The sequence below is a fragment of the Mesorhizobium sp. M7D.F.Ca.US.005.01.1.1 genome, assembly GCF_003952545.1.
Classification (GTDB): Bacteria; Pseudomonadota; Alphaproteobacteria; order Rhizobiales; family Rhizobiaceae; genus Mesorhizobium; species Mesorhizobium loti.
In genome coordinates this window covers 3,712,703-3,729,262 of record NZ_CP034453.1, presented here as the reverse complement: position 1 = coordinate 3,729,262, position 16,560 = coordinate 3,712,703, and the positions used below count along the sequence as shown (strand labels likewise).

At 63.6% G+C, this 16,560-nt stretch carries 13 protein-coding genes and 1 tRNA gene; 7 read left to right on the top strand and 7 right to left on the bottom strand.

Annotation, left to right across the window (positions count from 1 at the left end; translation table 11 throughout):
- Positions 1–49 precede the first annotated feature (49 nt).
- The gene (locus EJ076_RS17750; RefSeq protein WP_109668544.1) at positions 50–1,240 is read left to right on the top strand and encodes a hypothetical protein; all 1,191 of its coding nucleotides are present in this window, start codon (positions 50–52) and stop codon (positions 1,238–1,240) included.
- Between the two features lie 114 nt (positions 1,241–1,354).
- Here EJ076_RS17750 and aspS read toward each other — a convergent pair whose 3' ends face one another.
- Positions 1,355–3,145 (bottom strand): aspartate--tRNA ligase, encoded by a 1,791-nt coding sequence (gene aspS, locus EJ076_RS17745; RefSeq protein WP_164548861.1) that lies wholly within the window; start codon positions 3,143–3,145, stop codon positions 1,355–1,357.
- 195 nt (positions 3,146–3,340) lie between these two features.
- A complete protein-coding gene (locus EJ076_RS17740; RefSeq protein ID WP_109668539.1) occupies positions 3,341–4,099 on the bottom strand; it encodes a DeoR/GlpR family DNA-binding transcription regulator in 759 nt (252 codons plus the stop codon).
- Between the two features lie 114 nt (positions 4,100–4,213).
- On the opposite strand from EJ076_RS17740, the gene EJ076_RS17735 reads away from it, so the two are divergent.
- The 3 genes from EJ076_RS17735 (at position 4,214) to rnd (ending at position 8,046) form a co-directional block, all read left to right on the top strand.
- The gene (locus tag EJ076_RS17735) at positions 4,214–5,446 is read left to right on the top strand and encodes an MFS transporter (RefSeq protein WP_109668536.1); all 1,233 of its coding nucleotides are present in this window, start codon (positions 4,214–4,216) and stop codon (positions 5,444–5,446) included.
- Positions 5,447–5,574: 128 nt separating this feature from the next.
- Entirely contained in the window at positions 5,575–6,819 is a 1,245-nt protein-coding gene (locus EJ076_RS17730; protein WP_109668533.1) for an MFS transporter, read from the top strand.
- A gap of 75 nt (positions 6,820–6,894) precedes the next feature.
- Complete coding sequence (gene rnd / locus EJ076_RS17725; protein ID WP_109668530.1) at positions 6,895–8,046, top strand: ribonuclease D; 1,152 nt, start codon at positions 6,895–6,897, stop codon at positions 8,044–8,046.
- 66 nt (positions 8,047–8,112) lie between these two features.
- Here the strand turns inward: rnd and EJ076_RS17720 are convergent, their stop codons facing one another.
- Genes EJ076_RS17720 through guaB form a run of 3 tightly spaced genes read right to left on the bottom strand, consistent with a single transcriptional unit; the run spans position 8,113 to position 10,646 of the window.
- Positions 8,113–8,532 (bottom strand): MAPEG family protein, encoded by a 420-nt coding sequence (locus EJ076_RS17720; RefSeq protein ID WP_126068767.1) that lies wholly within the window; start codon positions 8,530–8,532, stop codon positions 8,113–8,115.
- Between the two features lie 37 nt (positions 8,533–8,569).
- On the bottom strand, positions 8,570–9,193 hold the full coding sequence (locus EJ076_RS17715; protein ID WP_126068766.1) for a hypothetical protein: 624 nt from the start codon (positions 9,191–9,193) through the stop codon (positions 8,570–8,572).
- Positions 9,144–10,646, bottom strand: coding sequence for an IMP dehydrogenase (gene guaB / locus EJ076_RS17710; protein ID WP_109668522.1), 1,503 nt, complete (start codon positions 10,644–10,646; stop codon positions 9,144–9,146). Before guaB ends, EJ076_RS17715 begins: the two co-directional genes overlap by 50 nt.
- A 290-nt stretch (positions 10,647–10,936) precedes the next feature.
- On the opposite strand from guaB, the gene EJ076_RS17705 reads away from it, so the two are divergent.
- A complete protein-coding gene (locus EJ076_RS17705; RefSeq protein ID WP_126068765.1) occupies positions 10,937–12,358 on the top strand; it encodes an MFS transporter in 1,422 nt (473 codons plus the stop codon).
- A 6-nt stretch (positions 12,359–12,364) separates the two neighbouring features.
- On the opposite strand, the gene EJ076_RS17700 is transcribed toward EJ076_RS17705, so the two are convergent.
- Positions 12,365–13,111 (bottom strand): RlmE family RNA methyltransferase, encoded by a 747-nt coding sequence (locus EJ076_RS17700; protein WP_126068764.1) that lies wholly within the window; start codon positions 13,109–13,111, stop codon positions 12,365–12,367.
- 121 nt (positions 13,112–13,232) lie between these two features.
- Positions 13,233–14,591 (bottom strand): Ppx/GppA phosphatase family protein, encoded by a 1,359-nt coding sequence (locus EJ076_RS17695; RefSeq protein ID WP_126068763.1) that lies wholly within the window; start codon positions 14,589–14,591, stop codon positions 13,233–13,235.
- 382 nt (positions 14,592–14,973) lie between these two features.
- On the opposite strand from EJ076_RS17695, the gene EJ076_RS17690 reads away from it, so the two are divergent.
- On the top strand, positions 14,974–15,906 hold the full coding sequence (locus EJ076_RS17690) for a lysylphosphatidylglycerol synthase domain-containing protein (RefSeq protein ID WP_126068762.1): 933 nt from the start codon (positions 14,974–14,976) through the stop codon (positions 15,904–15,906).
- Positions 15,907–16,082: 176 nt separating this feature from the next.
- Positions 16,083–16,156: transfer RNA gene (locus EJ076_RS17685), tRNA-Gln, on the top strand.
- Positions 16,157–16,560 lie beyond the last annotated feature (404 nt).

Genomic DNA, 16,560 nt, shown 5'->3' with positions numbered 1-16,560 from the left:
GGCGCAAAGAATTGAAAAACAATTTCAGCACACTCTCAGGGACCTTGCGATGACAATCAAACGCTCAACTCTTAGGAAATTCGCCCTTTCGACCTTTTTGCTCACCCTGCCGCTGAATGCGGCCCTCGCACAGGATGCGGCGGTTGCCGACCGGCTGAAGGCAGCACTTTCCGCCCAGGGCGTCGACATCACCTGGACCGGCGTGACCGGTGACAACACCAGCATGGTGCTGCAGGGCGTTGCCATCAAACCCGCGGCGGAAAAGGAAGCGCTCACCATCGGCGACGTCAAGCTCGAAGGCGTCACCGAGGCAAATGGCGGCTATGACATCGCCACCGTGTCGACGGCTGCCTTCACGCACAGCAAGGATGGCGTCACCCTCGATCTCAGCCCCTTCGTCATCCACGACATGACGGTTCCGGCGGATGGTTCCACCGGCCCGCTTGGTTCGCTGATGATGTACAAGTCCGCCGAACTCTCGAACATGACCGTCAAGGTCGCCGACAAGACCGCCTTCTCGATGGACGGGCTTGCCATCGAGATCACGCCGCCGGCGGACGGCAAGGCGATGGAATTCACCGCCACCACGGAAAAGTTCAACGCCGACCTGACGCTGGTCGACGATCCCAAGTCCAAGGAAGTCATCAACGCGCTCGGCTACCAGAACATCGCGGGCAATCTCGAAATGGCCGGCACCTGGCAGCCTTCGGACGGCAAGATGGAACTGTCGAAATACGACATCTCCGTCGAGAATGCCGGCACGCTCGGCATGACCTTCGATCTCGGCGGCTACACGATGGACTTCATCAAGTCGCTGCAGGAAATGCAGAAGAAGATGGCGGCACAGCCCGAAGGCGCCGACAATTCGGCGCAAGGCATGGCCATGCTCGGCCTGTTGCAGCAGCTTTCGTTCAACAGCGCCTCGATCCGCTTCGACGACGATTCGCTGACCAACAAGGTGCTGGACTATGTCGGCAAGCAGCAAGGCATGTCCGGCAAGGACATCGCCAACCAGGCCAAGGCGATCGTGCCGTTCGGCATGGCGCAGCTCAACAATCCCGAGCTGACGGCACAGGTCACGGCCGCGGTCGGCAAGTATCTCGACGATCCGAAGAGCCTCGAAATCTCGGCCGAGCCGCCGGCATCAGTGCCGTTCGCGCTGATCATGGCGGGCGCCATGTCCAACCCGCTCGACCTGCCGAAGACGCTCGGCGTCACCGTCAAGGCCAACGAAGACTGATCGAAGCGATCTCAATAAGCGAAAAAGCCCGGCAGCGATGCCGGGCTTTTTTATGGGATTAGCGAATCGAAAGAATCGGTTCGGGCGGTTCTCTAAAGCATCGCCCGAGCGTGGTCAGGCGTCCTTCTTGGGCACAGCAACGCGCAGTGCCAGGTCGCGAAGCTGCTGCGGGCTCGCTTCCGAAGGCGCGTTCATCAACAAATCATAGGCCTGCTGGTTCATCGGGAACATGGTGATCTCGCGCAGGTTCTTCGCCCCGAGCAGCAGCATCACGACGCGGTCGACGCCGGCGGCCATGCCGCCATGCGGCGGCGCGCCATACTGGAAGGCGCGGTAGAGGCCGCCAAAGCGCTCTTCGACCGTGGCGCGGTCCAGCCCGACCGTCTCGAACGCCTTGACCATGGTTTCGGGCAGATGGTTGCGGATACCGCCGCTAGCGATTTCGAAGCCGTTGCAGACCATGTCATACTGGAACGCCTTGATGCCGAGCAGGTCCTCGCCATTCAGCGCATCGATGCCGCCTTGCGGCATCGAGAACGGATTGTGGGCGAAGTCGATCTTCTTCTCTTCCTCGTTCCATTCGAAGAACGGGAAGTCGACGATCCAGCACAGTTCGAAACGCTCGCGGTCGACAAGGTTCAGCTCCTCGCCGGCGCGCGTGCGCGCAGCCCCCGCAAAGGAGACGAACTTCTTCGGATCGCCAGCGACGAAGAAGGCGGCGTCGCCATCGGCAAGGCCGAGCTGAAGGCGGAGCGCCTCGGTGCGCTCCTCGCCGATGTTCTTGGCCAGCGGGCCGGCGCCTTCGAGCTTGTCGCCCTCCTTGCGCCAGAAGATATAGCCCAGCCCCGGCTGCCCCTCGCCCTGCGCCCAGGAATTCATGCGGTCGCAGAAGGCGCGGCTGCCGCCGGTCTTTGCCGGAATGCCCCACACCTCGGCCTTCGGGTCGTTGGCCAGGATGTTGGCGAACACCTTGAAGCCGGAATCGCGAAAATGATCGGAGACGGCCTGCATCTCGATCGGGTTGCGCAGGTCCGGTTTGTCGGAACCGTATTTGCGCATGGCGACATCATAGGGGATGCGCTGGAATTTCTGCGTCACCGGCTTGCCGTTGGCGAAGGTTTCGAAGACCCCGCGCATGACCGGCTCCATGGTCGACAGCACGTCGTCCTGCTCGACGAAGCTCATTTCGAGGTCGAGCTGGTAGAATTCACCCGGCAGACGATCGGCGCGCGGATCCTCGTCGCGGAAGCAGGGCGCGATCTGGAAGTAGCGGTCGAAGCCCGACACCATGATCAGCTGTTTGTACTGCTGCGGCGCCTGCGGCAGCGCGTAGAAGGTGCCGGGATGGATGCGCGACGGCACCAGGAAGTCGCGTGCGCCTTCCGGCGATGAGGCGGTCAGGATCGGCGTCGAGAATTCGGTGAAGCCGACATCCGTCATGCGCCTGCGCATCTCGGCGATGATTTTTGTCCGCGCAATGATGTTCTTGTGCAGCGTCTCGCGGCGCAGGTCGAGGAAGCGGTATTTCAGGCGGATATCCTCGGGATAGTCCGGCTCGCCGAACACCGGCAGCGGCAATTCCTTGGCCGCCGACAGCACTTCGATCTCGCGGGCGAAGATCTCGATCTCACCGGTCGGCAAATTGGCGTTGGTGGTCTCGGGCAAACGCGCCTTGACCTCGCCGTCAACGCGGATGACCCACTCCCCGCGCACGGTCTCGGCAACCTTGAAGGCAGGCGAATCCGGATCGGCGACGATCTGGGTCAGGCCATAATTGTCGCGCAGGTCGATGAAGAGCAGGCCGCCATGATCGCGCACGCGATGCACCCAGCCCGACAGGCGAACGGTCGAACCGACGTCGCTCTTCCTCAACTGGGCACAGGTATGGCTGCGGTAACGGTGCATTGTCATTGGTAAAGTCCGGGGTGCTGGGTTGCGGGCCGAAGCATCACGGCCCGGCCTGAAAATTTGCGCGAAAAGCGCATGGGAGGTTGGATTTGTCAAGGCAAGCAGGTCGCCTGCGCTTCTTTCACCTTCAGCCCGGGACTTCGGCCGAACCCCAAACCAAAGTGCGGTGACCGGCCCCGTCTCGCCTCGCCCTCATGCGAAGTGGATTTCGGCGCCTTGACGTTCGAAATCCGCAAGGATTGCGGCCGGTGCAGTCTTTTCGACCACCAGATGGCGGATCGCCTCTGCCCCGGCGACGCGGTAGGGCGCCGCGGTTGCCAGCTTGTCGTCGGTCACGGCGACGACAATGCCAGCGCTGTTCCGAGCCATGGCCCGCTTGACCTCGGCCTCGGCCGGATCGAACGCCGTTACGCCACGCGCGGCGTCGAGACCGCATGAGCCCAGGAAGAACAGATCGGCGCCGAGCTGCGCGACGGCGGCCAGCGTATCGGCGCCGACGCAGGTCCCGAGGTCGCGGACGAACCTGCCACCCAGCACGATCAGCTCGACTAATGGGTGATCGGACAGCGCCGAGGCAACGCCGAGCGAATTGGTGGCAATTGTCAGCTCGAGGTCGCGGGGAATGGCCCTGGCGAGAGCGGTGTTGGTGCTGCCGCCGTCGATAAACAGGGACTGTCCAGGGGAAAGCAGCGCCACAGCCGCGCTCGCCAACCGCATCTTCTCCTCAACGGCGTGACCGCCGCGCAGGCTGATGGGAGCATCCGCAAACGGCGCCGATGCGACCGCGCCGCCATAGACGCGGCGGCATTGACCGGACTTCGCCAACTCCCGCAGGTCGCGGCGGACAGTGTCCTCCGAGACGCCGAAGCGGGTCGCCAGTTCGCCGGCCAACACACTTCCCTCCGCCGCCAGGCGGTCGCGGATGATTCGATGCCGCTCATCGGTCAGCATTGCATGATCCTGTTTTGTTTGTGCACGTTCTTGCATGTTTTGCACGTTTATGCAAGGAAGGGCCTGCCCGACTGCCGGATAAAGCCCAGTCTCTCTTCCTTTGAAAGCACCGCGATGAGCCTTGGCCTCAACCTTGCCCCCCAACATCGCGTCTATGCCGGGTTCGCGATCTATTCGTTCGCCATGGGCAACATTTTTCCACGGCTGCCCGACATCAAGCACGCCATGAACATCGAGGATGGCACCCTCGGGCTCAGCCTGATCGGAACCCCGATCGGCACCTTGACGGCGCTGACGCTGGCGACGCCGCTTCTCGAGCGCGTCGGCTTCCGCCGCGCGCTGCTTGTCCTGGTCCCGCTGGTGGCGCTTGCCTATGCCATCGCGGTGCATGCGCCAGGCCCGCTAGCGCTTTTCCTGATGCTCTTTCCCGTCGGCCTGATGATCGGCAGCGTCGAGATCATGCTCAATGTCGAGGCTGACAGGACCGAATTCCTGGTCAAGCGACGTATCATGAACCGCGCGCATTCGTTCTGGAGCATGGGCTTTTTCGGCGCCGGCCTGTTCGGCGCGGCGCTCGCGCATCTCGGCATATCGCCGCAACTGCATCTGGCGCTGATCGTGCCGATAGTCGCGATCTCGATGGCGCTGTTCCTCGGCGGCTACCAGCCAGCGCCGAGCCGCTTCGCCGGCACCGGCGAGAAGGCGCCCGTGCTGGCACGGCCGACGCTGCCGATCCTCGTCCTCGTGGCCGTGACGCTCTCCGCGATGCTCATGGAAGGCGCCAGCATCGACTGGTCGGCGATCTACATGCGCACCGTGTTCGAATCGGGCCCCTTCGTCGCCGGCTTCACCGTGGCGCTGTTCGCCTTTTCCCAGGCAACCACGCGCTTCTTCGCCGACAGTTTCGTTGACCGCAATTCGCCGAGCGGCGTGGCGCGGGTGCTGCTGGTAATGATGGCCGCCGGCGTGCTGATTATCTTTTTCTCGCCTGCGCCGTTCTTCTCCATGCTGGGCTTTGCCTTTCTGGGGATCGGCACCAGTGCCCTCTTCCCGCTGGCGATCTCGGCCGCCGCCCAGCGGACGGATCGGCCGGCGGCGATCAATGTCGCGGCGCTGTCGCAGATCTCCTTCGTCGCTTTCCTGCTCGGCCCGCCGCTGCTCGGCTTCGTCTCCGACCATTGGGGCATCCGCTCGGCCTTTGGCATCGGCGTCCCCTTCGTCGTCCTCAGCCTGCTGACCGCTGGATCACTTGGCCGGCGGCCGGCCGCGGACAAATCCGCCGCGCCGGCGGACGAGCCGCTCGAACCAACGCGGGACAAGATGCTGGTGCGGGCCGGCAAGGATTGACCGTTCTCGTGGCGTGGGGGACCTGCCACGAGCAATTGGACATATCCTCGTTGTAGTTAGCCGGGAATTGCCGCTGGCATTGGCCAAGGCAATGGTTCAAGAAGGGATCACTGACACGTGATTGCTTCATGTCCTCCATCCGTCCGCTGATCCCGCTCCTTCTCGCCGCCGGCATCCTGCTCGGCGGTAACGGGCTGCAGAGCACGCTGATCGCGCTGCGTGGCGCGCAGGAAGGGTTTTCCGCTTCCGACATCGGCCTGATGGGCACCTTCTATTTCGCCGGTTTCCTGCTCGGCTGCCTGGCGATCACCCGCATCATGAAGGCGGTCGGCCATATCAGGGCATTTTCGGCGCTGGCAGCGATCGCCTCGGCGGGCACCTTGCTGCTGGTGCTGGTTCCCGATCCGGTAATGTGGTGCGCGGTGCGCTTTGCCGGCGGTTTCTGCTTTGCCGGGCTGTTCACCATCGTCGAAAGCTGGCTGAATTCCGGCGTCGCCAACAAGGATCGCGCCCGCGTGCTAGCGATCTACCGGATGGTCGACACCGGTTCCGTCACCGGCGCCCAGTTCCTGATCCCGGTCTTCGGCGCCGGCGGCTTCACCATCTTCGCCATCATGTCGATCATGATCACCTTGTCGCTGGTGCCGGTCTCGCTTGGCGACCGCTCCAATCCGACGCCGCCCGAAGACGTCAAGCTCGACCTGGCGCGCGTCTGGCGGATTTCGCCGCTGGGCTGCTTCGGCTGTATCGCGGTCGGCGTCACCAACAGCGCCTTTCGCACATTGTCGCCGGTCTATGCCGAGCAGATCGGCATGTCGGTCGCCGATGTCGTCACCTTCGTAAGCGTCGGCATCTTCGGCGGCGCCATCATCCAGTATCCGCTCGGCTACCTCTCCGACCGCTGGGACCGGCGCCGGGTGCTGCTGATAACGACCTGCTGCGCGATGGTTTCGGCACTGGCGCTGGTGTTCATCGCTGGCAGCAATCCGCTGCTCAACTTCATCATCATCTTCATCTTCGGCTGTTTCGCCATGCCGCTCTATTCGCTGTCGGCGGCGCATTCCAACGACCGTGCCGACACGGGCGAGTTCGTGCTGATCAATGCGGCCTTGATGCTGTTCTATTCCTTCGGCGCCATTGGCGGCCCGTTCGCCGCCTCGACGGCGATGCAGTATTTCGGGCCGAGCGCGCTGTTCGTGTTCAGCGCCATGGTCTATGCGATCTTCATCGCCGTCATCCTCTACCGGATGCAGGCCCGGTCCGGCGTGCCGGCAGGCAGGCGCAGCCGCTTCACCGCTCTGTTGCGCACCTCGACGGTTTTCGCACGGCTGGCCAAGAGAAACGCCGATTCCGACGGGCCAGCTGGGTCGTGACGATAGCGCCAAAGCTTGACGAAAGCCCCGCCGGCTGAAATCTAGGAAGACCTTACTCCTGCCAAAAGCGATTTGATGCACGTCATCACCACCCAGAAAGAACTCGAGACCGTTCTCGCCGCTTTCGAAAAGTCGGATTTCGTCACCGTCGACACCGAATTCATTCGAGAAACGACCTTTTGGCCGATTCTGTGCCTGATCCAGATGGCCGCACCCGGCGTGACGGCGCTGATCGATCCGCTGGCGCCCGATATCGACCTGAAGCCGTTCTTCAAGCTGATGGCCAACGAAGCGGTGGTCAAGGTCTTCCACGCCGCGCGGCAGGACATCGAAATCATTGTCCATCTCGGCGATCTGGTTCCGCATCCGGTGTTCGACACGCAAGTGGCGGCGATGGTCTGCGGCTTCGGCGACAGTGTTTCCTACGATCAGCTCGTGCAGCGGATCACCGGCGCGCGGCTCGACAAGTCGTCGCGCTTCACCGACTGGCGCCACCGGCCGCTTTCCGACAAGCAGCTCGACTACGCGCTGGCCGACGTCACCCATCTGATCGAGGTCTATCAACACCTCAGCGCCGAACTGGAGCGGGAAAACCGCGCCCATTGGCTCAACGAGGAAATGGAGGTCCTGACCTCGCGCGAGACCTATGATCCGCACCCCGAGGACGCCTGGAAGCGCCTCAAGATGCGGCTGCGCAAGCCGCAGGAACTGGCGATCGTGCAGGGCGTGGCGGCGTGGCGCGAGCGCGAGGCGCGCGAACGCGACGTGCCGCGCGGCCGCGTGCTCAAGGACGACGCGATCTACGAGGTGGCGCAGCAGGCGCCGCGCGACGCGGCAGCCCTTGGCAAGCTGCGCACCACGCCGAAAGGCTGGGAGCGTTCCTCGACGGCGACGGCGCTGCTTGGCGCGGTCAACACCGCGCTTGCCTTGCCCAAAGAGCAGATGCCGAAGCTGCCGAAGAATTTCCAGCCGCCCGAGGGCTCGAGCGCTGCGGCGGAACTGTTGAAGGTGCTGCTGCGGATCGTCGCCGAAAAGGAAGGCGTGGCCTCGAAAGTGCTGGCCTCCAGCGACGACATCGATCGCATCGCCGCCGAGGGCGAGGATGCCGACGTGCCGGCCCTGCAGGGCTGGCGGCGCGCGGTGTTCGGCGAGGCGGCGCTCAAGCTGGTGCGCGGCGAGATCGGCATCAAGTTCGACAAGCGCAAGATCGCCGTGTTCGACCTGTAGCCGCTGTACCCCCACACCGCTCCGCTTTGCGGAGCTACCCTCCCCTTGGGGAGGGTAAACACCTGCTCAAACCACGCCGAGCAGGTGCAGCGCGAACCAGATCCATCCCAGCAGAAGAATCACCGCTCCGACGAAGAAAGAGCGGCTGCGCAGCAGCAGGTTGTTGCTCGTCAGGTGAACCCAGGCATGGAAATAGCGCGACGCGACAAAAATCCACATCAGCGCCAGGGTCAGATAGTTGACGCCGTTGGTCAGGTGCAGCGTCAGGCACAGCACATAGAACAGCACCGGCAGCTCGAACTGGTTGGTGAGATTGGCGGCAACGGTGATGCTGGAGGCCGGCTCGGTCGAGCGCACCTTGAACTGACCGGCTTTGGCTTCGCCTGACCTGACTGCGCCGTATCTGCGCCGACCCAGGACGCAGTAGACGATGTAGATCAGCAGCACATGCGCCAGAACAGGCCAAAAGATCGTGGTCTGGTTCATGAAGTGCCCCCTGCCCGGGTGGGCTTTGTGTGCGGCATCAAGCCTGGCGTGCCTGGCCTGCCAGCCAGAAGGCGGCAATGACGATCGCCGGGATAGCTAAAAGCGCGAATTTGGTCACGATCAGCAACGAGGCGAAAGACAGCGAATCCGGGTTCGCCGACAGGAAATCTGACAGAAGCCGCGCCACCGCGATGTTCTGGACGTAGTCGGCAAGCGTGTAGGGCAGAACCAGAACCAGCGCGAAGATCGACTGCAGCTGCCCCGGCAACACACGGAAAGCCCTTAATCGCCGACCGGTTGCCAGGATCAGGCTGACCAGCGTCACCGACAGCAGCGCCGGGAACAGCAGATCGAAGGTCAGATAGTGCCAGACGAGAATGATCTCGCCACCGCGCCGGCCGAGCGCCGTCAGCCAGGCCATGCCTTCGTCCGGGGTGAAGCCGAAAATACGCATGTCGAGTGACGGCAAGCCACCGCTCAACTGGCGAAAGTAGAAGAATTCCAGCACCGTCATGGCGATGAAAACCACCGCCGACAGGAAACAGAGCGCGCCCACATGGCGCGACAGCCGCAGGATCGTCGCCGTCAGGCTCCGCCCGAGCCCGTACTGGTCAGGCTCCGCCGGGATAGTTCGGGCTTTCGCGGGTAATCGTGACGTCATGGGCGTGGCTTTCACGAAGTCCGGCATTGGATATGCGCACAAAAGTGGCGCGCTCGCGGAAATCGGCAAGGTCGCGGCCACCAACATAACCCATAGCGGCTTTCAGCCCGCCTGCAAGCTGGTGCAGCACGCCAGACACAGGTCCTTTGTAAGGAACCTGCCCTTCGATGCCTTCCGGGACCAGTTTCAGCGTGTCGCGCACCTCGGCCTGGAAGTAGCGATCGGCGGAGCCGCGGGCCATGGCGCCGACCGAGCCCATGCCGCGATACGCCTTGAAGGAGCGGCCCTGGTGCAGATAGACCTCGCCCGGGCTTTCGTCGGTTCCGGCCAGCAGCGAGCCGATCATGGCGGCACTTGCGCCGGCGGCGAGCGCCTTGGCGAGATCGCCGGAATATTTGATGCCGCCATCGGCGATCACCGAGACGCCTGATTTGTGCGCCGTCTCGACAGCCGACATGATGGCCGAAAGCTGCGGCACGCCGACGCCGGCCACGATGCGGGTGGTGCAGATGGACCCCGGACCGATGCCGACCTTGACGGCGTCGGCGCCGGCATCGATCAGCGCCTGCGTGCCCGCGGCGGTGGCGACGTTGCCGGCCAGGATGCGAACCGAGTTGGAGAGCTTCTTGGCGCGAGTCACCGCGTCCAGAACGCGCTGCGAGTGGCCATGCGCGGTGTCGATCACCAGAAGGTCGACGCCCGCATCGATGAGGCGTTCGGCGCGCTCGAAACCGTCATCGCCGACGCTGGTGGCGGCGGCGGCGCGCAAGCGGCCCTGCGCGTCCTTGGTGGCGTGCGGGTTGAGCTGCGACTTCTCGATATCCTTGACGGTGATCAGCCCGACGCAATTGCCCTGCCTGTCGACGACCACCAGCTTTTCAATACGGTGCTGATGCAGAAGCCGCTTGGCTTCATCCTGGTCGACGTTCTCCTTGACCGTGATCAGGTTGTCACGGGTCATCAGTTCATGGACCTTCTGCGCCGGATCGGACGCAAAGCGCACGTCGCGATTGGTCAGGATGCCGATCAGCCGTCCGATCTTGTGGCCGCCGCTGCCGCCGTTCTCGACCACAGGAATGCCCGAGATCGAATAGCTGCGCATCAGGCCCAGCGCGTCGGCTAGCGTCGCGTCGGGGCCGATGGTGACGGGATTGACTACCATGCCGGATTCGAATTTCTTGACCTGCCGCACCTGCTCGGCCTGTTCGGCCGGCGAGAAATTGCGGTGGATGACGCCAATGCCGCCGGCCTGGGCCATGGCGATGGCAAGCCGCGCCTCGGTGACGGTATCCATCGCCGCCGAGAGGATCGGCACGTTGAGGTCGATGTCGCCGGCGATGCAGGTGCGGACATCGGTCTCGCCGGGCATGACCTCGGAATGACCGGGCTGCAGCAGCACGTCGTCAAAGGTCAGCGCCAATGCGCCGGTGGACGTTTCGATGATTTTTGCCATGGCCAGCCCTCGGAATACAAAAAAGCGCTGGACCGGAATGGACAGCGCCGACTCGTTTCTTCCCTTTCAGGATTGGCGCTGGCTGGTACCACGTCCCGGCGCCGATGAAAAGCCGATGATTTCGCGCTCCCGCAAAGGTGACTTTTCGCCCGAAAAAGATGCCACCTGTGGTTGCCGGTCGCACAAAAGTGACAGCAAATTAATGCGACATCCCGGCGAAGGCATGGTAACCGCCCGCCTCAAGGCCGACATGCAACCGGCAACGCAACATTCAAGTCTGGACGCGTTCCTTGAACCGCACCATCCCGCTCATACTGGCGGTCGCCCTTTTCATGGAAAACATGGATTCGACCGTCATCGCGACATCACTGCCGGCGATCGCAATCGACATCCATACCAGCCCGATCGCGCTCAAGCTGGCGCTGACTGCCTATCTGGTATCGCTGGCGATCTTCATTCCGATCAGCGGCTGGATGGCCGACCGTTTTGGCGCCAAGACTGTCTTTCGCGCCGCGATCGCGGTCTTCATCGTCGGCTCGATCGCCTGCGCGCTCTCCGGTTCGCTGCCGGCTTTCGTGGTCTCACGCTTCCTGCAAGGCATTGGCGGCGCCATGATGACGCCGGTCGGGCGGCTGGTGCTGGTGCGCGCGACACCGAAAAGCGAACTCGTCGCGGCAATGTCCTGGCTGACCGTTCCGGCGCTTGTGGGGCCGCTGGTCGGGCCGCCCGTCGGCGGCTTCATCACAACCTATTTCACCTGGCACTGGATTTTCCTGATCAATGTGCCGATCGGCTTGGTCGGCATCTGGCTGGCGACGCGTTTCCTACCGAAGACCGAACCCGTGCAGACCCCACCACTTGATTTCATCGGCTTCGTGCTGAGTGGGCTGGCGGCATCCGGCGTGGTGTTCGGCCTGTCAGTGGTGAGCTTGCCCTATCTGCCGCCAATCGTCGGTGTCATCACCGTTGCGGTTGGCCTCGTGTCGGGCGCGCTCTATCTGCTGCATGCGCGCCACGCCAAAAACCCGCTGCTGGCGCTCGAACTGTTCCGCAACCAGGTGTTCCGCTCCTCGGTGCTTGGCGGCGGGCTGTTCCGCATCGGCATTGGCGCGGTGCCGTTCCTGCTGCCGCTGATGTTCCAGATCGGCTTCGGGCTGACGCCGTTCCAGTCCGGCATGATCACTTTCGTCTCGGCGATCGGCGCCATCGGCATGAAATTCGTCACCGCACTGATCTTCCGCGTCGCTGGCTTCCGCCGCGTGCTGGTTGTCGGTTCGCTGGTCGCCGCGGCCTCGATCGCCATCAACGGACTGTTCACGCCCGACACACCCTATCTCTTGACGCTGGCCATGCTGCTCGTCGGCGGCTTCATCCGCTCGATGTTCTTCACCGGCGTCAATGCGCTCGCCTACGCCGAGGTTTCAGCTGAAGACACCAGCAAAGCCACGCCGATTGCCGCCGTCTTCCAGCAGCTGTCGATCGCGCTTGGCGTGGCGGTGGCCGGCGGCATCCTGGAAGTGTCCACAAGCCTGAACGACAGGTCACTGACGCTGGCGGATTTCCACACCGCGTTCTTCGTCGTCGCGGTGATTTCCGCCGCCGCGTCCCTGTCGTTCATGCGGCTGGCGCCCGATGCCGGCAACGCTGTCTCCGGACATGGTCGATTGACCACGCCCAAGACGTTGGAAGCGGTAAGCCCGCCCGGCAATTGATGCGGCTTACGCTTCGGGCTCGCCCTCCGGACGTTCCGATCCGGCTGACGACGGCTCCCGCCCCTTAAAGTCTTTCGCCAGCAGGTAGAGTTCCACCGATTCGTCGCGTGAGGCCGGCGGTTTGACGTGATGGACCGAGCGGAAGTTGCGCTTGAGCATGGAGAGCAGCTCGTTTTCGGCGCCGCCCTGGAAGGTCTTGGCAAGGAAATGCCCGCCCGGCTTCAGCACCGACAGCGCGAAGTCGGCCGCCACCTCGCACAGATGCATGGTGCGGATATGGTCGGTCCGCTTGTGGCCAGTGGTCGGTGCGGCCATGTCGGACAGCACGATATCCGGATCGCCTCCCAGCGCCTCGGCCAGCTTTTGCGGCGCCAGCGGATCGAGGAAATCCATCAACAGCACCGGCGCGCCGGGCACGGCGTCCATTTCCAGATAATCGATGCCGATGACATGCGGCTTGTCGGCCGTTGATTTCGTGCGCGCGGCGGCGACCTGGCACCAGCCGCCGGGAGCCGCACCGAGGTCGATCACCTTCATGCCGGGCTTCAAAAGATGATGTTTGTCGTCGATCTCGATCAGCTTGTAAGCCGCGCGCGAGCGATAGCCGTCAGCCTTGGAGCGCTGGACATAGGGATCGTTGATGTGGCGCTGCAGCCAGCGGCGCGACGATTCCTTCAAGCCGCTCTTCTTCTTGATCCGCGTCTTCAGCACGCGAATGCTGGCTGATCCTGGTTTTTCCGGTTTCTTGGTCATTGCCTGATTTCTTGTCCGAGCATCATTTCCAGCGAAAACCGGTTCATGCCCTCTTGTCTGAGCATGACCTTTTCCGAGAACCGGTCGCCACTTTTCGCTAACGCGGTCCTGAGGTTCGGGATCATGCTCTGCCACGTCCATCATTGCGCCAGACGCCGTCATCGGCCATCAGTTCGCTCAATATGCCTTCGCGCAGGCCACGATCGGCGACGCGCAGTCGCTCCGACGGCCACACCGCGCGGATCGCTTCGAGGATAGCACAGCCGGCCAGCACCAGATCGGCGCGATCGGCGCCGATACAAGGGTTGGCGCAGCGCTGCTGGAAATCCCAGCCGACCAGCTTTTCGACCATGCGGTCGACGCTGTCGCGGTCCATCCACAGCCCGTCGACACGGCGACGGTCGTAGCGCTCGAGGTCGAGGTGAACACCGGCGAGCGTCGTCACCGTTCCGGACGTGCCGAGCAGATGGAAATTCGGGCTGGCCTTGAGATGGCTCAGCCGGTCGCGGCCGTCGAAGCTGGCCAGCCGGCCGGCGACGTCGTCGACCATGGCGGCGAAGATCTCGCGCGTCACCGTGCGGCCACCAAAGCGCTCGGCCAGCGAGACGACGCCGACCGGCAGCGAGGTCCACGACACGATGTGGTTGGCGAGCCTTGGCGAGCGGCGGCCGGCGAGGTCGATCAACGCAATCTCGGATGAGCCGCCGCCGATGTCGAACAGCACGACACCTTGCGTGTCGCGCTCGACCAGCGAACCGCAGCCGGAAACCGCCAGCCGCGCTTCGGTCTGGCGATCGATGATCTCGAGCTTCAGGCCGGCCTCGCGTTCGACGCGGTCGAGGAACTCGACGCCGTTGTCGGCCGTGCGGCAGGCTTCGGTGGCGATCAGCCGGGCTTTTCGGATCTTGCGGTTGCGCAGCTTGTCGCCGCAGATTTTCAGCGCCTCGACAGCGCGATCCATCGCCGGCTGGCCGAGCCGGCCATTGGCGGTGAGCCCCTCGCCCAGCCGGACGATGCGCGAAAAGGCGTCGATGACGCGGAACTGGCCATGCCGCGTCGGCACGGCAACCAGCAGCCGACAGTTGTTGGTGCCGAGGTCAAGCGCCGCAAACACCGGAAGCTCGTACACTGGCGGCCGACGGGTGCCCTGTTCGGGCCGCGCCACCGCAGCGGCGGGCGAGGCCACCGATTCCGCCGGCCTGTGCGCTTCCACCGCCGGAGCACCGGTTTTGCCTGGCGCCGGCGCTCCATTCTCCGTGGGACGCGCTTCGTCGCGCGCAAAAACCTTGCGCCCGCGCCTTCGCTTGCGCCGCTTCTTGGGCTTGCCCTTCTGGGGCGCGTCGCCCGCCTGCCCGTCTGCGGAGCGGGGCTCCGTCGGGCGGCGTTGCTGCCAGCTGGCGGTTCCAGGGCCAGTTGACCCTTGGGAAGCGCTGGACACGCCCACCTCCGGCGCGCCGGCGCCGGTGTCGTGGTCTTCCACTGTCGTTCCTTCCGGCGCCGCGCGAACCGATAACGGACGCAGCAGGCGCTTCAGTGTTTTAAGTTGCCGTCAGACTAACAGTGCCGCGCCCGATCACCAAGAGCCGCGTGCCGAATTTTGCCGACTGGGCCAGCAAACCGTCGTTTCGGCAGCATTGCGTAATGTATTCGCAAGCCTGGATTGCTACGCGCAGCCCCTGCCGGCTCGCATTCATTTTGCAACACGGACAAAGCTTGCCGGTAGTCGCGGTGAAAAACGTTCGCAGTTGAATAGCCGGCTTCAATGAGGCATTTCTGAAATGAGCGGAAGAATCCGGCGCGACCGGTCTCCTCCCATCACCAACAGAAAAGGAAGCGGACCCGCAACGCATGGCAGTCAGGCAATGAACTGGAGGCGCTATTTCTGGCCGGTCGTCGGCATCGCGGCGGTGATCTTCTCACTGCTGCTGCTCTGGCACGAACTGCGCGGCATTTCGCTCGACGATGTCTGGGACGGCATCACTGCTATCCCTGCCCGCGGCTGGGTTCTCGCGGGCGTGAGTTCGGTCATCGCCTATGCCTCGCTCGCCGGCTACGACCACATCGCGCTCCTGCACATCGGCAAGCGCGTGTCGTGGCTGTTCGTCACGCTCTGCTCCTTCACCACCTATGCACTGTCGCACAACATCGGCGGTTCGGTGTTTTCCGGCGCCGTCATCCGCTACCGCGCCTACGGCACCAGGGGCCTGACCGGCCAGGATATCGGTGTGCTGGTGGCCGTCTGCTGGATCACCTTTGTGCTGTCGACGATTCTCGCCTCAGGCCTCGTATTGGTCTTCGAGCCGCAGATTCTCGACCGGTTTTCCGGCATCGCCCATCACGGCCTGTCGGAGGCAGCGGGCATCGCAATGCTGATTCTGGTCGCCGCCTACATCTTCGGCAGCTGGCTGCATCTGCCCCCGCTGAAGATCGCCGGCTTTCAGTTGCACTATCCGGCGCTGCCGATCGTCGCGCGACAGCTGCTGATTGGCCCGATCGAACTTCTGGCGGCCACCGCGATCATCTTCTTTGCCCTGCCCGAAGCCCACAATCCCGGCTATTTCGTCGTGCTGGGCGTCTTCCTCGTCTCCTTCTCGATCGCGCAGATCTCGCACGCACCGGGCGGCCTCGGCGTGTTCGAGGTAGTGTTCCTCGCCGGCCTGTCCGACATGGACCCGGTCGGTGTGCTGGCGGCGCTGCTGGTGTTCCGGCTGTTCTACCTGATCATCCCGCTGATTCTGGGTCTGGGCGTCGTGCTGTTCTTCGAACGCTCGCAGTTCAGCCGGACGGAGAGTTGAGACGTGCGATTGGGCTGGAGGCCCTGCCCAGCGTTTGAAACGTGACGCCTGAACCCGGAAGACAAAAGGTTGCGGTTGAACTGTCGGGCAGGCTTGACTATTTTCCACCGGCGGCTACAAGGCAGCGCTCAAGCGGCTCCGGTCGCTCGGCCCGCACGGTTCATGACCGTGCCTGCTGGGGAATAGGTTAACGGTAGACCCACGGACTCTGACTCCGTTAGTCCTGGTTCGAATCCAGGTTCCCCAGCCAACTATTTTCGCAATATAATCAGTCAGTTAGCTAGTAGCGTCGTGGCAGGACGTTTGCGTCTTGTCCCGTTGTGCCAACCCGACAGTGTCCCAACCTGTTCCCTGCCGTCAGTGCAGCATGACTGCAACACGCGGCGGCGTTGCTCCCCTGTGGGCTTGTGGCGTGGACCTGTTCGCCCGGCGCCGCCTCTACCCCAAGCACCGGTGAGGCTTCTCAGGGCGCTCACGATGTGGGCCGTCACCGGTTTGTCGGCCGCCAGGGTTGAGGCTGCGGCTTTCGCGCGAATCGTCGGGCAGACGCCCAGTCCTGGACGAATGCCGTAGCTCCAATGCTAGCGATGTTCGGCCTGCAAACGTGCCCGCCCGTTCATTTACCCGTGTGGTGGGAAAACTCCAGCCGGCCAG

Coding starts and splice junctions, on each gene's coding strand:
- EJ076_RS17750 (WP_109668544.1), top strand. CDS start 50: ATGACAATCAAACGCTCAACTCTTAGGAAATTCGCCCTTTCGACCTTT.
- aspS (WP_164548861.1), bottom strand. CDS start 3,145: ATGCACCGTTACCGCAGCCATACCTGTGCCCAGTTGAGGAAGAGCGAC.
- EJ076_RS17740 (WP_109668539.1), bottom strand. CDS start 4,099: ATGCTGACCGATGAGCGGCATCGAATCATCCGCGACCGCCTGGCGGCG.
- EJ076_RS17735 (WP_109668536.1), top strand. CDS start 4,214: ATGAGCCTTGGCCTCAACCTTGCCCCCCAACATCGCGTCTATGCCGGG.
- EJ076_RS17730 (WP_109668533.1), top strand. CDS start 5,575: ATGTCCTCCATCCGTCCGCTGATCCCGCTCCTTCTCGCCGCCGGCATC.
- rnd (WP_109668530.1), top strand. CDS start 6,895: ATGCACGTCATCACCACCCAGAAAGAACTCGAGACCGTTCTCGCCGCT.
- EJ076_RS17720 (WP_126068767.1), bottom strand. CDS start 8,532: ATGAACCAGACCACGATCTTTTGGCCTGTTCTGGCGCATGTGCTGCTG.
- EJ076_RS17715 (WP_126068766.1), bottom strand. CDS start 9,193: ATGACGTCACGATTACCCGCGAAAGCCCGAACTATCCCGGCGGAGCCT.
- guaB (WP_109668522.1), bottom strand. CDS start 10,646: ATGGCAAAAATCATCGAAACGTCCACCGGCGCATTGGCGCTGACCTTT.
- EJ076_RS17700 (WP_126068764.1), bottom strand. CDS start 13,111: ATGACCAAGAAACCGGAAAAACCAGGATCAGCCAGCATTCGCGTGCTG.
- EJ076_RS17690 (WP_126068762.1), top strand. CDS start 14,974: ATGAACTGGAGGCGCTATTTCTGGCCGGTCGTCGGCATCGCGGCGGTG.